Source organism: Halomicronema sp. CCY15110, from assembly GCF_016888165.1.
Classification (GTDB): domain Bacteria; phylum Cyanobacteriota; class Cyanobacteriia; order Phormidesmidales; family Phormidesmidaceae; genus Halomicronema.
Genome location: NZ_JACSWC010000349.1, coordinates 1 through 19,789, shown reverse-complemented (window position 1 = coordinate 19,789; position 19,789 = coordinate 1). Strand labels below are relative to the sequence as shown.

Below are 19,789 nucleotides of genomic sequence, written 5' to 3'. Positions count from 1 at the left end.
ATGCTCACTCCCAATCCCGCACCCCAACCAGTCAGACTTGCTGAAGCGGCGGCCCGACCGTAGATCCAACTTTTCTTTACCCCCAGCGCCGGGATGCACAATCACTCTGGCGAATCACATCATCCGCCCTTGCAAGTTTTAAAGAAGCACAACAGCCCAGCAATATCCTCTTCAGATTGCGTCAACATCAAACCACATTGATTTACTCCAACGCTTGATAACCATGAAAGAGGCCATCATTTTAGTGCCGGGGTTCGGCAGCGAGTGCCAAGACTTCTATCTCGACAATTTTTTAACCCCTGGCCTCTTAACCTTGCTCGAAGATGTCGAGGTCACACTCGATCCCCAAGCGGTGAAAATTCCCGGACAAGCGGGTAAGCGCTTTCAGTGCCAGGTCGAGGATGAGAAAAAGACCCTGGATATTTATGAAGTCTATTGGGACGACTTGGTCGATCATCTCAGTGCCAAAAATGCCCGCCAAAAACTGGCCAGGGGCCTCAATCTGTTTATCTACATGCTGGTCAGCGGCTGGAAAATTATTCGCATCTCGCCGATTTTCTTCATCCAGTCCTGCGTGATCTTGGTGCTGGTAGCGGCTTGGTACTACGGCATCGTGATTCTGGTGTTGGCCTCCTTGGCGGAGCAAAATACGCTGCAATCCATCGAATTCTTACAACGCGGACTCAACTGGATGACCGCCTGGGCGACCGAGGGGTGGGGGTGGCAGCTCTGGCTCCTCATCAGTGCCCTGCTGGCCATCTTGCCGACTTCCATCAGTTTGATTATTGATCTGATTGATTTTTTTGTTCGTTACCTGCAAAACGAGTCGAGCCGAGGGCGGCCACCCCGTCGCGCCGTCTTACGCACCCGACTCAAGCAAGCGGTCGATAATGTACTGGCTGAGCCATCGTACGATCGCATCACCATCGTCGCCCACAGCATAGGCTGCCTCATTGCGACCGACTTTTTGGCAGATTATCAACCCCGCAGCGATCGCGCCATTTGCCTCGTCACCTGGGGCAGTGCGCTCGCCAGCTCGACCTCCGTCAGCACCTGGGTTTCCTCAGAGATCAAGAAATGTCTCGACAATCCCCTGATCGAGCAGTGGGATGACTTTTACTCGCATCAAGACTGGTTTTGCTCCCAAGTCCCCCTTCCTAACGGCACCGTGGCTCCCAAACTCATCTCCCGCGAGGCCTCCTTTCGAGTCTCACTCCTCAAGCAGCTCAGCGGCGAATCCCACGGCGAGTATTTCTACGATCCCAAAGTGCTCCGGCATCTCGTACTTGGCGCAACGCTCCCAGTCGTGTCTTAATGCCCGCGATCGCGCCACTGGCCGGAAATCCTTCAGCCGTCACAGACAGCCACTGACAGCGGCCTGAGACGGAGCTAGGAAACCTGCCAATCCGACCCTGACACCGCTCTATTTGATCACTCTGGGGAAATTACGTTAAATTTAGTTAACTAACACTCATATTTTTGACTGCAGTATTAGCTGCTTGGCAGTGGTTACTGATGGTTACAGTCCAATTGAGTCATATTTAAGAAAACATGTTGCAGAGAACCCAGACGTTCTCAGACAACAGGATCTTGTCGTTGAACGATGCATTAGAGGCCACCTGGTTATGAAACTTTCTTGGAGAGTCGTCCTGTTATGGGCGCTACCCATCCTGGTTATCGGATTTTTCTTCTGGCAGGGGACATTTTCGACCAACATGATGGATTCTGGTCAAAATGCCGCTAACACGCGGATGACTTATGGCCGCTTTTTAGATTATTTGGATTCGGGCCGGGTCATCGCCGTTGATCTGTACGATGGCGGTCGCACCGCGATCGTCGAAGCGATGGATACTCAGCTCGATAATCGCGTTCAGCGCTGGCGTGTAGACCTGCCGGGGAACAGCCCTGAGCTAGTGTCTCGCATTAAAGATGCCAACGTCAGTCTAGATTCCCATCCTCCCCGCAGCACCGGCGCGATTTGGGGCGTCTTGGGTAATTTGTTGTTCCCCTTCCTACTGATTGGCGGTCTGTTCTTCTTGTTCCGCCGTTCCAACAATGCGCCGGGTGGCCCTGGTCAAGCCATGAACTTTGGCAAATCGAAGGCTCGCTTCATGATGGAAGCCAAGACTGGCGTCGTGTTCGACGATGTCGCTGGGATCGAAGAGGCGAAGGAAGAGCTGCAGGAAGTGGTGACTTTCTTGAAGAAGCCGGAGCGGTTTACTGCAGTCGGCGCTCGCATTCCCAAAGGCGTCCTCCTCGTCGGCCCTCCGGGAACGGGTAAAACCCTGTTGGCTAAAGCGATCGCGGGTGAAGCGGGAGTCCCCTTCTTCGCCATCTCCGGTTCTGAGTTTGTCGAAATGTTTGTAGGGGTTGGTGCCTCTCGCGTCCGGGACCTGTTCAAAAAGGCCAAGGAAAGCGCGCCCTGCATCATCTTCATCGACGAGATCGACGCTGTGGGTCGGCAGCGGGGCGCTGGCATCGGCGGCGGCAACGATGAGCGTGAGCAAACCCTGAACCAGTTGCTCACGGAAATGGATGGTTTTGAAGGCAACACTGGCGTCATCGTCATTGCGGCCACTAACCGGGCCGACGTATTGGATTCCGCGCTCTTGCGTCCGGGTCGGTTTGACCGACAAATCATGGTCGATCCGCCGGATGTCAAAGGTCGCTTAGAGATTCTGGATGTCCACGCTCGCAATAAAAAGCTATCGGATACCGTTTCGCTAGATGCGATCGCTCGCCGGACTCCCGGCTTCTCCGGTGCTGACCTGGCTAACCTACTGAACGAAGCGGCGATTCTCACCGCGCGTCGGCGTAAGGAAGCCATCACCATGGCTGAGATTGACGACGCGGTTGATCGGGTCGTTGCCGGGATGGAAGGAACGCCGCTGGTGGACAGCAAGAGTAAGCGCCTGATTGCTTATCACGAAGTCGGCCATGCGATCGTCGGCACCCTGGTCAAAGCCCATGATCCTGTCCAAAAAGTGACGCTGATTCCCCGGGGACAAGCCCAAGGCTTGACCTGGTTTATGCCCAGCGAAGACCAAACGCTAATTTCTCGATCACAAATCCTTGCTCGTATCAAAGGCGCATTGGGGGGCCGCGCGGCTGAAGACATCATCTTTGGCGATGCTGAAGTAACCACCGGCGCAGGCAACGACTTGCAGCAGGTAACTGGTATGGCCCGCCAAATGGTCACCCGGTTCGGCATGTCCGACTTGGGACCGCTTTCGCTAGAAAGTTCTCAGGGCGAGGTTTTCCTCGGTCGCGATTGGATGAATCGTTCCGAGTATTCGGAAAACATTGCGTCTCGCATTGATGTGCAGGTACGTCAGATTGTTGATGCTTGCTACGACGAAACCAAACAACTCATTCAAGAAAATCGAGCTGTCATTGACCGCCTGGTCGACCTCTTGATTGAAAAAGAGAGTATCGATGGTGATGAGTTCCGTCGTATCGTCTCGGAGTACACGACCGTGCCTGAGAAAGAGCAGCTAGTTACTCAAATCTAGCCATACGCTCTTTGGCCTCTAATGCTCACGGAAAGGCTCGTCTCCTCGGAGGCGAGCCTTTTGTCATATCTAGTCATCTCGATCACGGGGCAGCATGATTCAATACAACAGTTCATCACTGCATTCTCAAGGAGATGGCATGTCCCCCAAAACGCTGTATGTCGCCATCAGCAATCATGGCTTTGGACATGCCACTCGCGCAACGGCGGTAGCCGCCACAGTGAAGCAGCTCTGTCCCGATGTTCATGTGATTCTGGCGACCAAGGCCCCAAGTTGGCTGTTATCGAGCTATTTTGAGGGGGTCTACCAGTTACGTGAGGTCGCGGTGGATATTGGCGTGCTCCAGCAAGATAGCCTCACGATGGACAAAGCGGGCACCCTAGCGGCACTCAAAAACATTCGCGATCGCCAGGCAGAATTAGTGGATCAAGAAGCCACATTTCTGCAATCCGCCGGAGTCGATCTAGTCCTCGGGGATATTCCGCCACTGATGGCGATCGCCGCCAAAGCGGCCAACATTCCCTGCTGGATGATGAGTAACTTTGGCTGGGACTTTATCTATCGTCCTTGGGGCGGCGAGTTTATCGATCTGGCCGACTGGATCGCCGACTGCTTTGCCCAGTGCGATCGCCTCTTTCGCCTGCCTTTTCATGAACCGATGAGTGCCTTTCCGCACATCACCGACGTCGGCCTCACCGGGGGAGAGCCCCGCCTGAGTGCCACCGAGGCGCGATCGCGCTTTCAACTCACCGCACCGCAAGAGAAGACCATTCTCCTAACCTTTGGCGGCCTGGGAATCGCTGGCATCCCGTACAAAAATCTGGCCCACTTTCCTGACTGGCAGTTCATCACCTTTGATCGAGCGGCTCCTGCGCTGCCAAATTTGCGCAAAGTCAATGATCACACTTTGCGGCCCGTCGATTTCATGCCCTTTTGTGGCCGCGTGGTGTCCAAACCGGGCTTCAGTACCTTCGCTGAAGCTTGCCGATTAGACTTGCCGATTGTCACCGTCACCCGCGACAACTTCGCCGAAGGCCCAGTCTTAGTGGAAGCGATGAAACATCACAGCTATCACCAAGTCATGTCGCCTCAAGAATTAGCTGAAGGCACCTGGGACTTTTTGCGGGCAACCCCCGCAGCGCCGTTAAGCGATCAACCGATCAGCAAAACTGGCAATGCCGAGATTGCGGGCGCGATCGCAGACTTTTTGGGCAGTCATCAATAAAGGACGTTGAAATAAATCTCAACGTCCTTCACAAAATTACGGGGAATTACGACACCAAGCTCGCTAGCGAACTCGCTGTACCTCTATCAGTCTAAGTAGCCCATAAGGACTGCCGGAGTCGGATCGACAATATCGTTAGGGGCGATCGGTCGATTCCCCGGCAAAAACTGTAAGTCAGAGATTGGGAGTGTGCTCACTGCGACCGGACGATGTCCCGGCAACAGATCGGTAGTCGCGACTTCAAATTCCGTAGACATAATCGGACGATCTCCGGCCATATCGAGACTCCCAACCACATGAAACTCACTCAGAGCAATGGGTCGGTGATTGGGCAGATATTCAGTCGGCGTGATCCGCGTCATGTCATCGAGGACAAACACCACTTCCTCAGTCTCCTTCTCGTCAGCTTTTACCAAGGTGCTCTTGGCTGGGCGACGGGAAGAAGAAGACTTAGTCGTGGTGGACTTAGTGCTGCTGGATGCTTTTGGAGTCGCCTCTTGTTCGTTGGTAGTGCCGTTTTGGCTGGTCATGGGTCAACCTCTTACTGCTTGGCGTAACATAGTCTGCCCTTGAAAGAGCTAACTTAAGACAGACTCACCCCCTGCCCGTATCAGCTCTGGATTAGGCGTAACTCGTGCCAATGCCTCTGAACTCTGTAGGGGGAACCTGCCAGGCCAGAAATAATTAGCAATCATTAAGTAAATATTATAGTAAAAATGGACACAATTAAGTTCATGAAAGATTATGGGTCTGATAACGGTCACGATCGCGATCGCCCAATCAGCCGACTTACCGTGTTCACAGCCCAGCAAACCGCGCAGGACCAGACAACCCGGACATGAGCGGCCAGATGGGGAACCCACACCTTGATTCAGAGATGAATGCGTTACAATAAATCTAGTAACTAGGGGCCGTAACGGTTTCGACGTTTTGACGAAAGTCATTCTGTGATTCAGACCGAGAGGGAGTCTACTCTCGTTAATCCAGGCTCAAAACAAACGTAACTGCGAACAACATCGTTCCTTTTGCTCGTAAAGCTGCACCTGTTGCTGCTTAAAAACTAACTCACGTTAGCGAGCGTCTGCGATCTGACTCCGTTAAGGATTGCGGACTTAACCCCAACGGATGCTCCTCAAGTGTTCCTCTGGTAGCACTTAAGGCTAAGACCCCACTAGAGCATCCCACCGCTAGGGATAATTAGCGGTTCCCGCCTTGAGGGTTAGAGAGGCTAAGTCTGTGAACGAATGGAATGTTACTACTCGAAGCGGACACGGGTTCGACTCCCGTCGGCTCCATTTCTATGAACTTTATTGTTCTTTATTGAATATTTTTTTAACTAGGGTTTGTTAGGCAATCTCTAGTTTTTGGGCATGTTTATACTGTGAGATACAGCACTGACATTGATGGTCGATGCGTCAGCGATTGGGCTTCCTCTCCACTGTAAACTTTTGTCCTCACTCACCATGAAATCTCAATATAATCCCCATAAATTTCCACTTTGGGCCTACCTTAATCAACCAGTTTTTAGTCCTCACTACAAATTGAGGTTGAACCCTCATCAATTCTGGCATTCTCAGCGTCTCAGACATCTCGAAAACTGCTGGGTTAAAGTCTATAAACCGGAAGAGCACTACAATTCTTGACTGTAACCATCGATCTGAGCCAGCCTAGCGCTGGCTTTTTTTATCGATATTTATGAATAAATCTATCTTTTACTTACATTCCAACAGCCCTCCTCAAGCCCAAAAGCTTGAGATAAAAATCAGTTTTTACGCAGCTTAAACTTAATATTTTTCGTGAATGCTATTGAGCGAATAAATTAAGGTGCGGCTGATGAAAATACGCTGGTAGTAAGCATCACTCTGTCGTCAGAGATTTTCTTAAAGAAAGCAAAATGTCAGGAAAGAATCACTTTTCGAAATGAGCGATTAACGTGACGTCTGGGGTACCGGATCCAAAGGCAACGGAGTTCGGGGATCCTGACAGCGGCGTTGCCGTATTCGCCCTCTCAAACAACCGCCACTGGGCATCTCACCCCGAGCTCTCTCAAAGAGTTGGGACGCCACTCGGTTGGAACACGGTGAACTGTTAGAAGCGTGCCCGATGAACTCCTAATCAGCGGCGTGCGAGTCCCCAGTTTGGCGTGCGGATGGGATTTACGGGCCAGATGTTCGTCCCAAAGCATGGATGAATTGGCAAGTTAGAACTACGTCACACATTACTGAGCATCGTTCTCGGCGATTAACGAAGCTGAGCAATTAGCGGATTCGGAAGCCGATGTCGCGACGATAGTACATCGACTCAAACTGGATTTCGGCGATCGCGGCATAGGCCGTTGCTAGGGCTTCGTCAAAGGTTTCGCCGAGAGCCGTCACGTTGAGCACCCGCCCCCCGTTCGCCTTGACTTGGCCTTGGTGTAGCTGAGTCCCGGCATGAAAGACCACCGCGCCGTTCTCAGCAGCGGCTTCTAGGCCCGTAATGACCATGCCCTTCGCATACTGCTCCGGGTAGCCTGCGGCGGCTGCCACCACGCAAGCAGCCGAAGCCGGTTTCCAGCGGAGCGGGGGCAAATCGGCGAGGCGCTTTTCAGCGCAGGCTAGCAAGACTTCGTCCAGGGGCGTTTCTAGCAGCGGCAATACGACTTGCGTTTCTGGATCGCCAAACCGACAATTAAATTCAATGACACAGGGGTCGCCAGTGGGCGAAATCATCAGTCCCGCATAGAGCACGCCTCGATAGTCGATGCCCCGTTGCTTGAGTACGGCGATCGCCGGTTCTAAAACTTTTTCTTGAATTATGTCCAAAATCTCTGGTGTCACCACTGGGGTCGGGGCATAGGCCCCCATGCCACCAGTATTGGGACCCGTATCGCCTTCGCCAATTTGCTTATGATCCTGCGCGGGCATGAGGGGAATGATGGTTTCGCCATCGGTGACCGCTAGCACTGAGGCTTCCTGTCCGGTCAAATAAGCTTCAATCACCACGCGATCGCCCGCAGTGCCAAACTTGCCTTCAAAAGCTGCTTGAACCGCGGCGATCGCCTCATCGCGAGTTGGAGCGACGGTGACCCCTTTACCCGCTGCGAGGCCATCAGCTTTGATGACGATGGGCAGAGGTTGCTGCTCTAGGTAGGCGATCGCGGGGGCCACCTCAGTAAACACCTCAGAGGCCGCCGTGGGGATGCCAGCCTCCATCATGAGGTCTTTAGCCCAAGCTTTGCTGGCCTCAATTTGCGCCCCAGCTTGCGAAGGGCCAAATACCTTTAAACCTTGCTGCTGCAAATAATCAGTGATGCCATCAGCGAGGGGTTGCTCTGGCCCCACGACCACCAGACTGAGGTTATTCACCAGCGCCACGCGGGCAATGCCTTCAAAATCACTAAGTGACAGCCCCATATTGCGGCACCCGGGCAGCGTCGCCGTTCCCCCATTGCCGGGTATGCACATCACCTCTTCGATATGCGGCGAAGCTAACAGTTTCCAGGCGAGAGCGTGCTCTCTGCCACCACTACCAAGTACGAGCGCTTTCACAAGATTCGGAGACCTTTGTCAACAGCTGACTGAGATGAGGGGCCAATTGCATTCAGGCATCGGGGGCTGAGGCGGACGTAACCAGATTAGTGGCCCAAAAGGTAGCCATTCGAGTTAAAAGCATCCATGATGGGGACAAGAGCCTCCCAATTCTGCAACAACCTTCGCTCAAACGCCACGCATCTACAGCAATATTGACCCTACTCAGGATGACATCTTCCCATGTCGTTGCTCGATGTCTACAGATTTTTTGCAAATCTCTGCTGCTTCCACCCTGGCGCATGGTTTTTGAAGGCATGGCCGGCCCGATTTAATTTGGCAAATTAACCGGAATCGCCGGGCAAATGGTGGATGAAGTACTTAGTCGCTCTCACCTGTGAGTGATTAATAGCTGTAACTAACGGTCATCGCCGCCTGGACTCGGGCTGGCGATGTCGGGTCTGCCTCCTCTGATGTGAGGACTAGATCCCCTAGAAACTTACTGGACTGTTGGAAAAGAATCGGAACCCTGCTATGACGGAGCGATCGCCCTTGTCTCAATCAAAACAAGCTGCCGTCTCTCAATCTCAGTCGGCTGAAAGCGCTGGCGAAGAAGCGTTGCGGCAAGAAATTTTAAACTTTAAACGCGAGGTTACCGATCTCAAGGCGGAGTTGCGCGATCGCTCCCAGGAACTAGACGTCGCCCACGCTAAGATCGCCGACCTCAACCAACGGTTTGAAAACCAGACGGCGGCGCTGAAAGAATCGAATGACACGCTGGTCGCTGAAGTAGTCGAGCGGAGCCAAGCGGAGAGCAGTTTGCGCACTGCCCGTGACCAACTTCAGGCCATCCTCGATGCCGTGCCGGGCATTGTGTCGTGGATTAGTGACGACCTTCGCTACCTGGGCGTCAACAATCATTTAGCGCAGACCTTCAACATGCCGGTAGATGCCTTTATCAACCAAGATATTGGGTTTCTACATACCAGCAACGAATTCAACTTATTTGTTCAGGACTTTTTTCAAAGCCACCAGCTTGATGCCTACCGAGAGGTCTCAGCCCAGGTCGCAGGTGAGCAGCGGCGATTTCTGATCGTGGCGCAAAAGTATAACCAGGGCAAAGCGGCGTTTACGGTCGGAATTGACATTACGGAGCGCGATCGCGCCGAAACCGCCCTACGGGAAGCCGAAGCCAAATACCGGAACATCTTTGAGCACGCGGTCGAAGGCATCTTCCAAACGACGCCGGAGGGCCACTACCTGAGTGCCAACCCAGCGCTGGCCCAGATTTACGGCTACGACTCGGCCGACACCATGATGGGCGAGTTGACTAACATTCAACAACAGCTCTATGTCGAACCAGAACGCCGCCAACAGTTTGTGCAGGCATTGCAACGTGATGGCGCAGTAACCGGCTTTGAGTCGCAAATCTATCAGCGCAACGGCAACATTATTTGGATTTCCGAAAATGCCCGCGCGGTTAACGACGATCAAGGTCACCTGCTGTATTACGAAGGCACCGTTGAGGATATTACCCAGCGCAAAGAGGTGGAAGCCGCGCTCCAGCGGGCTAACGAAGAGCTAGAGCTCCGGGTCGAGCGCCGCACTGCCGCCTTAACCGAGTCAAACCAGCGGTTACTCTCCGAAATTCGAGAACGGCATCGGGTCGAGGAAGCGCTGCGAGCTTCGGAGGCGGAACTGCGAGCCCTCTTTGCCGCGATGACCGACATCATCACTGTGTTTAACAACGATGGCCGCTATCTCAGCATGGTGGCGACCAACTCGCAACTGCTCTACAGCCCGGAAAAAGAGCGCATCGGACAGACGGTTTACGATGTGTTGCCGCCGTATCAGGCCAGTCTGTTTATGCGCCACATTCAGCAGGCGCTCAATACCCGCAAACCCGTGCGCATTGAATACAGCCTACCCGTGGGTGACTGGCAGCAGCAGGATGACGCCAGTGGTCAAGCGGCCTCAGATGATTTTGACAATACTGCTTGGTACAGCGCCATCATTTCCCCCATGCTCGACAATCGGGTGATCTGGGTGGCGCGTGACATTACGGAAAAGCGCCGCTCCGACGTGGCTTTACAAAAAGCGGAGGAAAAATACCGCAGCATTTTTGAAAACAGTGCTGAGGGCATCTTCCAAGCCAGCCCCGACGCTTGCTATCTGAGTGTGAATCCGGCTTTATCACGGATGTATGGATATCCCAGTCCCACAGAGATGATGGGCCAAGTGACCAATATCGATCGCCTCTATGTCAGTGAAGAGCGCCGTCGCATCATGTTGCAGCGGCTGCATCAGCAGGGGGCCGTCTTTGGGTTTGAATCGCAGGTATATCGGACAGACGGCCAGATTATCTGGGTGTCGGAAAATGTGCGGGCGGTGCGCGACAGTCGCGACAACATTCTGTATTACGAAGGGACGATCGCGGATATTACTCAGCGTCGCCAAGCGCAAGAAGCCTTGCGCGAGAGCCAGCGCACCTTGGCGACGCTGCTGGGCAACTTGGCGGGTATGGCATATCGCCGCCACTGCGATGCCACTTGGAGCCTGGAATTTGTGAGTGATGGCTGTTATGACCTCACTGGCTATGCCCCCAGCGATCTACTCGGGGCCGAGGCCCTCCCCTTTGAACAGTTGATCCATCCCGACGATCGCAGCTATGTGACCGGAGAAGTTGAGCGGGCGTTGCCAGAAGGCACTCCCTTTCAAATGACCTACCGCATTCTCACGGCAGAAGGACAGGAAAAATGGGTGTTGGAAAAGGGCGTTCCCGTCTCTGGGCCGAATATAACGCCCGCCGTGGTGGAAGGATTTTTGACCGATATCACCAACCGGAAAGAAATTGAGGAAGCCCTACGGGTGGAACAAGAGCGGTCAGAACGCTTGTTGTTGAATATTTTGCCGGCTTCGATCGCGGATCAACTCAAACGCAGCAGTCGCTCGATCGCCTATCGCTTTGATGAAGTCACGATCCTATTTGCCGATATTGTGAACTTTACTGAGCTCTCAGGGGCATTGCCGCCAACCGATTTGGTCGATCTGCTGAATGAAATCTTCTCCGCGTTTGACCACTTGGCCGAGCGCCATCGGCTGGAGAAAATCAAAACCATTGGGGACGCCTACATGGTGGTGGGTGGCGTGCCTAGTGCCTTGCCCCACCACACGCAGGCGATCGCCGAGATGGCCCTCGATATGCAGGCCGCGATCGCGCAGTTTCGCCGTCAAGACGACTCTAAGTTTAGTCTGCGCATTGGTATTGACACTGGCCCAGTGGTGGCGGGCGTCATCGGACTCAAGAAGTTCTCCTATGACCTGTGGGGCGATGCGGTGAACGTGTCGAGCCGTATGGAATCGCAAGGACAGGCTGATTGCGTACAGGTCACGGCAGCAGTTTACGAGCAGCTCAAAGACCAGTATGTGCTCGAAAAACGTGGGGCGATCGAGGTGAAGGGGAAAGGCGAAATGGTGACCTATTGGCTGCGTGGTCGCCAATCTTAGGCTCGATTTCGCTCAATGAATAGACAGCCACCTGGATTACTCCTACGGTCTGCTCGCAGAATTATGCAGAATTATTCGGCAGCGGTAGCCCCACCTCTCTCAGTGGGAACTGTCTTCCCAAGCGACTGGTTAATTGTGAACAGTCTGAGCTGTGGAAGTCGCTAATATGATGACTAACTTTAGTCAGCTCACCCCACTTAGGAGAGCCCTCGCGTCTCAACATCGTCAGATGTGGTGGCAAGGCTTTCCGGGGTGGCGACTGTGACTCGGCAACTTAACAGCAGGCTTCTGTTTTGTATGCGCTTTCAGACTCAACCTCTAAACACATTGTTCAGGCACGGGGATTCTCCGTGCCTTTTTTCTTCGGTGCTCATTAGTCCTGCCAGGACAATGCACTACCCAGCCCAGATTCTGAGCTCAGTTTATGAAATACAACTTTGACATCATTGGCGTCACTACGGTTTGGGATTTTTTTCGCCATCAACAGCAGGTCGAGCAGTCGCCCGATCGCGGCTGCGCCTATCTGGGCAGCTATAAATGCACCCTTGATAGCTTCATTGAGGCCACTGAAACCATTGAGCGACGACCCGATTGGGATTGGGATGCCGTGGTCGCACAAATGATTAACTTTTGGATGCAGGATGGCGATCGCATGTCACGTTGGAAACAAGAACTGAGAAACGCTGAGGAAACCAGTTTAATTGTGGGTCGCATCGCCAATTTCGCTAACCTGCGCAACGAATTTGAACAGCTTTTGGGCGACTCATAAACTCGTTGAAGACATCGGCTGATGCTCTCAAACTATCGATAGCTGAGCGCATCAGTTAACTCTGCTACGGTGAGGTTTTTGGAGCCGGATGCCTCTCACGGTTGAAGGACTGGGCGACAGTGGCTGGCGGAGCTACCTGTCCGCCAAGCGTGTCAGCTTTTAACCCGGCATCAATCTCCCCTCTAGAGGGCTGCCCAGGAATTCACCGGGTGGGGCTTCTCCTACGATTTGTGGATCATGGATGAAGTCAGCCCTGGTCATGATCTACAAGTAATGAAAGCTCGTCTGAATAAATACCATGACAAAGAACGGCCTCAACCCAGATTCTGATGCTAAAGCTACAGTTCAGAATGAGCCGGCACCGGAGACGGTTGCCCCGAGTACAGATCAACCGAAAAAGACGAAAGGCAAAAAGAAATCCGCGAAGCAGGCAGCCAAAGACAAGCATCGAGATAAAAAACATAAGGGCAAGGGCAAAAAGCACGATGATGATGCCGCTGATCGGCGGGTCTTTTATTACCCGCAAGAGTCCGAGGGTAGTTCTAAGTTGCCAAAGAAATTTTATGAAAAAGAACTGGCGCGCTTGCAGGTAGAGCTCGTCAAAATGCAGTACTGGGTCAAACATGCGGGTGCGCGAATTGTCATTATCTTTGAGGGTCGTGACGCCGCGGGCAAAGGGGGCACTATCAAACGCATCACGGATCCCCTTAATCCCCGAGGCTGCCGGGTGGTGGCATTGGGAACGCCCAGCGATCGCGAAAAAACTGAATGGTATTTTCAACGCTATGTGGCCCATCTGCCCGCCGCTGGGGAGATTGTTTGCCTTGACCGGAGTTGGTACAACCGGGCTGGCGTGGAACATGTGATGGGTTTCTGTACCGAGCGGCAATATCGCGAGTTCATGCAGACTTGCCCTCAGTTTGAGCAAATGCTGGTGCGTTCGGGCATTATTTTGCTGAAATACTGGTTTTCCGTCAGTGATGACGAACAAGAGCGGCGCTTTCAATCACGGCTGACGGATCCGGCTCGACGGTGGAAGCTGAGCCCGATGGATCTACAGTCCCGCGATCGCTGGGTCGAATATTCCAAAGCGAAGGATGAGATGTTTGCCCACACCAACATTCCCGAGGCTCCTTGGTTTACGGTGGATGCGGACGACAAAAAACGCGCCCGTTTAAACTGCATTAGTCATATTTTGTCGAAAATTCCCTACATCGATATGACGCCGGAACCGTTTGATTTACCGCCCCGCCAGCTCGCTCCCGTCGATTATGTTCGCCCCCCCATCAATGAGCAGTTCTTTGTGCCGCGCATTTACTAGGATGGTTCACGGCAACGCTCAACTCGCCCCGGGGTCCAAAGTTCCTAAGACACTGATTAGGATGCTTCCCCTCTCAGCTGCCCTTTCCCCAAAATGGGCGAGGAAGAGCGCAGGCTAGGCTTGCCGACTCCCCCTCTCCCGTCCTGGGCACAGGGGGGTTGGGGGATGATCAGGACAGAGCGGTTCCGCAAGTAGTCGCGCCTAAATTTTGAGCACGCCTTCTGGATTGACAGACAAGATAGGCCGACGCTGCGCGCCTTCTTGTTGCAAGACGGCATTGGCAGCGAGCAGACCACTACTCACGGCTCGTTCCATGAGGCCGCAGGGGAAGGGCATCTTGACCCAATCGCCCGCGAACAACAGGTTAGGCGCGGCGGTGGTGGTTTCGGGGCGATCGCCATAGCTACCCGGCGGGAAGCCTGCAAAGTTTTTCTGATTCACCAGTTGCTTATGCAACAGAGTGGCGTCTTGCAAGGTGGGGACGATCTCGAATAGCTCGGCCTGGAAGGTGTCGAGCAGGGCTTGTTGGGTGGGAAATTCTTTTTCCTTGTAGCAGTAGGCGTGGAGTTCGACGACACTGCCGCCCGTGCGCTCCGCCCAGTCGATGTAGTCTTCTTGAATGTGGTGGTACAGCGTAATGCTATCGGTTAGCTGATAGCCGGAGAGGGAGGTAAACCAGCTGTGCTCCCAGTCAAAGTCGCGATCAAACCAGAACCGCCCCACCGCAAAGGGGTCAGCGACTTGCAGCTGATCCACTTGATAGGCCACCGTCGGCTCGACCTGGCCCTGCGACAGCGACATGAGGTGCTTGATACCGGGAATGTCGGCGGCGAGCACAAAGTAATCGGCCGCCAACGTAGCATCCGTGGCTCCCCCAGTAGCCGGCGTTTGCGCCAAAAGCCGAATTTGGTCACCCTGGCGATCAACCACTCGATAGCGGGTTAAGTTTTCACGGGCGGGGCCACCGAGCACTTCGCCATCTTGGGCATATACAGCGCCATGGCAGGGACAGGCATAGCCGCCATCGGTGCTGACCTGCACCGTCTTTTGAACCGTGCAGCCCTGATGGGTGCAGGTGAGGGAAAGGGCTTCGACGCTGCCAGGTTGATGGCTGAAGACGAGATCGCCCGCCCCAAAGTATTCCAGCTCGTCGGTGCTCAGCAGGGGATTGCGATCGACCCAAAAGGGCACCGGATTCGCGGCCACTGAGCCTTGGTGATAAGTGACCTGGCTGATGTTTTGATCTTGCCAGTCGAGTTGGCTCACGGTGGCCCCAGTAATCACCTGACCGCCATTGTCTTCAATGGCCGCCACGATGGGATCGACCAAACTGCGGCCCATGTCTTGGCAGGTGCCGTTAAAGGCGAGTCCTTCGGGATTGCCAAAGAAATAGAAGTGGAAGAACTGCATGAGTTCGCCAGCGCTCATCTCATCTGGCGCATTCAAGCTGGACTTGGCAAAGGGCAAGAAATACAGGTCGTAGAGCCCCTGGGGAAAGTCTTCCTTGACCCACTCGGCGACGGAGATTTGATCGAGGCGATCAAAACTTTGGGGCGTGCGGAAACCGGTAATTTCTCGAAAGACTTCCAGATGCTTGAGCTTGACCAGGTTAATGCCCCACTTCAAGCGGTTGGGCGAGTTGATCGCCAGATCCACCACATTCCAGGGAAAGGCGGAATGACTGGGGCGAAAGACTTCCGGCTGATAGCCGGTTTTATAAACAACGGAATAATAGTCTAGCAACTTAAAGTTCTGGCGAATTTGCAGCTCTTCCACCAGGCCAAACAGATTGTAATACTGCGGGAAGAAGCCGTGAAAGCCATGTTCCATCATGAAGTGCTCGTCGCCGACCTGGATGGGCCAGCTAGCAATTTTGCCGCCGAGTTGGGGCGATCGCTCTAGCAGGGTCACTCGGACACCCCGTTGACTCAGCTCATAAGCCGCCGCCAGCCCAGCCAAGCCTCCACCAATGACGACCGCCTTGAGGTCACGCCCCGGCTGGCGGGGCAAGGCCAATGTGTCTTGATGATGTACCGTGGGTTGCGGTTTGCTAAATCGAGAGTAGCCGACCCCAGCAGCCAACGTACCAAATCCGAACAGTTTGAGCACACTACGACGGGAGAGCGCCTGTAGAGACGAAAGTTCCGGGAGTGAGGACATGTATTCCGCAATCAGTAGACAAAGACGTGTTTGGCTAAGCCCCTAGAGGCCAAGTGCGATCGTGGCAGCGCGGCTTAGACAGTTGCCTAACCATGGCTAAAACGGGGCACCTCTAGGAATTGCTTAAACACATGGGGTAAATCTTAACAACAGTCACTCACCTTTTGGTAGCAATTTCGCCCATCCCGGTGCTCTGGATGATGATCCTTCCTTATGAATAAAGGGAGGCATGACGGCTAACGTGCGATCGCCCCCTATGACAAGTTGCCGTCCAAAGAACCATTTGAATGTTGGGCTATTGCCGTGCGGCCTAAACTCGTCGAGCAACGGACTCTGAGGCGGCAGCGATCACCATCGGCTGGACACAACGACTCTCGTCCGGAAAACCCGCTGAGAGGAGACGTGTCCTAGCCTGGCTCAGTCCGCCAAGAACTGATCCATGCTAGTCGGTATCAGATCAGCAGCGGTTGTTTCGGGGTTCATCTCTGGAAAATCCTCCCCTAACAACGGGGCCGTGGAAACACCGGCAGGCGGGGAAGACACCGGGCTGGAGCCCGACTCATTCACGTCACTGCTGGGAGTTATGCCCAGGGGCGCGGGGGCCACAGTGCGAGCGCTAGCATTTCCTAGGGTTTCCAATGTCAAGACTTGAGGGGGCGTGGCATCAGGCGGATAAATCAGTTCAACGGTGACATCCCGCTGGGCGTTGGGCGGCAAGGCCAAGCGCAAGAGAGGTTCGCCTTCTTCGCCCTGGCGCTGGACGACGTGGATATAGCGGGTTTGCTGTTGGCCGTTGTCAGTTTCATATTGAACGCGGACGGTCCCCCGAAAAAATATTCGATCCAGTGGGTTGCGCAAGAATCGCAGGCCATTCTTCAAAGTTTCGTCTTGCAGTGGCGTTTGCAGGCTGAGGGCAATGCGCTGGGGGCGATCGGTATCGTTGCGCAGGGGCATCCGAATTTTGTAATGCACCCCATAGTTACCATGGGCACGATAGGCCGTATCGGCATAGCGGGCCAACATCGGGGCGCTTTGAATCTGGCTGGTGCCAAAGGTGTTGTAATCAACCGTGCTGATGACATACGAGATTGCATTGCCCGGATCGGGAATCGACAGAGAGTCCGCGTCACCCTCGTCAACAGCCCTGGCTTCCCACTGGCCCCCCTGGGCAACCCCAGCTACTCGGCCATAGAAAAAGCGACTATCTTCATCACTTTTGGCATATTCTTCAGGATTGGTGGGGGGAATATCGCGGGGACCAGCGAGGCGACCATTGACCAGCAAGCGTAACCATTCTTGCAGGGTAGGCGCGCGTTCTTCACCCTCGGCGGTGCGCGGTGCATACATCGCGAGTGTGGCCGCATACACGGGACCACTGCTGTCTAAATGCAAGAGCAGCGATCGCCCATTGCTAGGCAGCGGTCGTCCATCGGCACGGGGCACGACCGAGGCCACGGGATAGCCCTGAAAATTATTGGTAGCACCGGGCAAAACAGAACCGGGGGGCAACGTCGCATCAGCGGCGAACGGTAAGCGACGCAGCGGAATCGGGGCGTTGACTAATAAATAGGTCTGCTCGGGTGGAATCACAATCCGCCGGGGCCATTGGGATTGGCGGCGCTGCTGCAAGATGTCGGCAACGGTGCGACTGCCCGGCCCCGAAAAGACCGACCCATCGGGGTTGAACCGCAGAGCTGGCAGATTGTAGAAAGGAGCTTCCTGACTGAGATAACTCACCCCTTGCCCAATGGTTAACGTCACCGGCTCAGAGTTGGGGTTGTAAATGACGCCGCCAATAAATAACGTGCGGCGATCGTCAGCCACCAGGCCCCGGGCGATGTGGTGAGCAAAAAAGTCAAACCGTCCTTCAAAGGCAAAACCGAGGTGAGCCGCTTCATTGGCCATCTCATCGCCGGGGAAGGTGGAAAGCAGGATGCCATCTTGCTGCACCAGTTCTGGACTGTTGCTGTTGAAGACGGGCACGTTATTCAACTGCCCTGGCAAGGGCCGGACTTCATGATACAGGGTAAATTCGTCAGGAATGCGAGGAAGCGCCGGCCCCTCGATCGCCGGTACAGCGGCCACTAACGGGGTGGGGGGTGGAGGCAGGGGGGCGTTCACAACGGCGGGAGCCAGCGAAAGCCATGCAAGTGCAGTAAACATAGGCGAATCGTAACAAGGGGTAAAATCACTCAACCGACATGGGTCACGGTAGAAGCGTAAATTTGACGATCAAACAGTAATGCAGTTGATGAAGAGGCGATCGCAATCCTTCGGTATGTCGTTTTAATGTGCCCTCAGCACTGGATGTAAATAGCGCCAGCTACCAAAATATCATTCCGTTACGCTTTGTGAACAATAGACCGCGATCTTCTCGGAAAGACAGCCCCTTCGCTAACGACTCAAACGCTTACCAGCCAGGCAGCTCACCAATAGCAATGATCATTTTCGATATGGAAGGAGCAGCCATCTGTAGAGGGAGCAGCCATTGGAGATGCGCCTGACGGTGAGGCAATAACAGACAAAAGGCAGACAAATCGACAATGCGGTTGCGATCGCTGCCTTAATCAGAACAGCAGGCGTTATACTACTAAATAGTCATACGTTCATCAAAAGTGAGGTTTGTTGTGGACTACTCTGCCTTAATTTTTCGGCAACTGTTCGACTCGTCGTCTTCGACCTACACCTATCTCCTGGCGGATCCACAAAGCCGGGAGGCCGTGTTGATTGATCCGGTCTTTGAGCAGCACGATCGCGATCGGGCGCTGATCGAAGAGTTGGGGCTCACCTTGCTGTACACGTTGGATACCCACTGCCATGCAGACCATGTCACCGGCGCGTGGCGGTTGCAGCAGTCCCTCGGGTCCAAAATTGCGATCTCGGGACGCTATGGCGACATGATTGAGGGTGCTGATCGACGGCTGGATCATGGCGATACGGTTCAATTTGGCGGGCGATCGCTGTCAGTACGGGCGACCCCCGGCCATACCGACGGCTGCATCACGTACGTTTTAGATGATCAGTCCATGGCCTTTACCGGGGATTGTGTGCTGATCCGGGGGGCCGGACGCTGCGACTTTCAGCAGGGCAATGCGTCGGTGATGTACCACTCCATCAAAGAACAGATTTTTACCCTGCCGGATACCTGCACCATCTATCCGGGGCACGATTACAGCGGTCGTACCGCTTCCACTGTGACGGAGGAAAAGCAGTACAACTCGCGCATTGGCGGCCAGGCGACCGAAAAAGACTTTGTCGGCTATATGGATAATCTGGGGTTGCCCCACCCGAAAAAGATTGACGTGGCGATTCCGGGCAATTGTCGGTGCGGTCGCCCCGAAGATGGCCAAATACCAGGAGTGATTGACTGGGCTCCGGTGCGCCAAACCTACGGTGGCCTGCGTGAGATCGATCCGCAGTGGGTGGCCGAACATCTCTCTGAGGTCACGGTCATCGATGTCCGAGAGGCCGATGAGTTTAACAATCGCTTGGGTCACATTGCCGGAGCCCAGTTGATGCCTCTGGGCACGCTGCGCGATGCGATCGCGCAAATTCCCCAAGACAAGCCGGTGGTCTCGGTTTGCCAGTCTGGTAGCCGCTCGGGACAGGCAACGGTCATTCTCCGCAAGGCCGGGCTGGAGCAAACGGCCAATCTGCGGGGCGGCATGTTGGAGTGGAACCACGCTGGTTTGCCAGTGGAAAGGTAGTCCCCCTCACTGGTGCAGAAAAGTTTTGGGAGCAAAGTATCGGTAGTCTCATCGTGAGAAAGTCGTCACTTTCGAGAAC

At 54.2% G+C, this 19,789-nt stretch carries 11 protein-coding genes and 1 other RNA gene; 8 read left to right on the top strand and 4 right to left on the bottom strand.

All coding sequences use genetic code 11. From position 1 onward, the window contains the following. Window positions 1–223 precede the first annotated feature (223 nt). The 3 genes from JUK32_RS16530 to JUK32_RS16520 all read left to right on the top strand — a co-directional run bounded on the left by JUK32_RS16530 (window position 224) and on the right by JUK32_RS16520 (window position 4,737). A complete protein-coding gene (locus tag JUK32_RS16530; protein WP_204139967.1) occupies window positions 224–1,315 on the top strand; it encodes a hypothetical protein in 1,092 nt (363 codons plus the stop codon). Window positions 1,316–1,625: 310 nt separating this feature from the next. Then, entirely contained in the window at window positions 1,626–3,512 is a 1,887-nt protein-coding gene (ftsH2, locus tag JUK32_RS16525) for an ATP-dependent zinc metalloprotease FtsH2 (RefSeq protein WP_204139966.1), read from the top strand. Between the two features lie 139 nt (window positions 3,513–3,651). Then, on the top strand, window positions 3,652–4,737 hold the full coding sequence (locus JUK32_RS16520) for a glycosyl transferase (RefSeq protein WP_204139965.1): 1,086 nt from the start codon (window positions 3,652–3,654) through the stop codon (window positions 4,735–4,737). 86 nt (window positions 4,738–4,823) lie between these two features. On the opposite strand, the gene JUK32_RS16515 is transcribed toward JUK32_RS16520, so the two are convergent. Further along, window positions 4,824–5,267 (bottom strand): hypothetical protein, encoded by a 444-nt coding sequence (locus JUK32_RS16515; protein ID WP_204139964.1) that lies wholly within the window; start codon window positions 5,265–5,267, stop codon window positions 4,824–4,826. 377 nt (window positions 5,268–5,644) lie between these two features. Here JUK32_RS16515 and ssrA point away from each other — a divergent pair. Beyond that, window positions 5,645–6,035: a transfer-messenger RNA gene (ssrA, locus tag JUK32_RS16510) on the top strand. A gap of 960 nt (window positions 6,036–6,995) precedes the next feature. Here ssrA and purD read toward each other — a convergent pair. Then, window positions 6,996–8,267, bottom strand: a complete 1,272-nt coding sequence (gene purD, locus JUK32_RS16505; RefSeq protein WP_204139963.1) for a phosphoribosylamine--glycine ligase — start codon at window positions 8,265–8,267, stop codon at window positions 6,996–6,998. Between the two features lie 531 nt (window positions 8,268–8,798). Here purD and JUK32_RS16500 point away from each other — a divergent pair. The 3 genes from JUK32_RS16500 (at window position 8,799) to ppk2 (ending at window position 13,843) form a co-directional block, all read left to right on the top strand. Beyond that, a complete protein-coding gene (locus JUK32_RS16500; RefSeq protein WP_204139962.1) occupies window positions 8,799–11,753 on the top strand; it encodes an adenylate/guanylate cyclase domain-containing protein in 2,955 nt (984 codons plus the stop codon). 424 nt (window positions 11,754–12,177) lie between these two features. Continuing rightward, window positions 12,178–12,522: a hypothetical protein gene (locus JUK32_RS16495; protein WP_204139961.1), complete on the top strand. Its 345-nt coding sequence runs from the start codon at window positions 12,178–12,180 to the stop codon at window positions 12,520–12,522. A 298-nt stretch (window positions 12,523–12,820) separates the two neighbouring features. After that, a complete protein-coding gene (gene ppk2, locus JUK32_RS16490) occupies window positions 12,821–13,843 on the top strand; it encodes a polyphosphate kinase 2 (protein WP_204139960.1) in 1,023 nt (340 codons plus the stop codon). A gap of 201 nt (window positions 13,844–14,044) precedes the next feature. Here the strand turns inward: ppk2 and JUK32_RS16485 are convergent, their stop codons facing one another. Together JUK32_RS16485 and JUK32_RS16480 are read right to left on the bottom strand one after the other, a co-directional pair. Continuing rightward, on the bottom strand, window positions 14,045–16,003 hold the full coding sequence (locus JUK32_RS16485; protein WP_204139959.1) for an FAD-dependent oxidoreductase: 1,959 nt from the start codon (window positions 16,001–16,003) through the stop codon (window positions 14,045–14,047). 417 nt (window positions 16,004–16,420) lie between these two features. Further along, on the bottom strand, window positions 16,421–18,166 hold the full coding sequence (locus tag JUK32_RS16480) for a DUF3370 domain-containing protein (protein ID WP_204139958.1): 1,746 nt from the start codon (window positions 18,164–18,166) through the stop codon (window positions 16,421–16,423). Window positions 18,167–18,630: 464 nt separating this feature from the next. Here JUK32_RS16480 and JUK32_RS16475 point away from each other — a divergent pair, with 464 nt between their 5' ends. Beyond that, entirely contained in the window at window positions 18,631–19,710 is a 1,080-nt protein-coding gene (locus JUK32_RS16475; protein WP_309224564.1) for an MBL fold metallo-hydrolase, read from the top strand. Window positions 19,711–19,789: the final 79 nt, after the last annotated feature.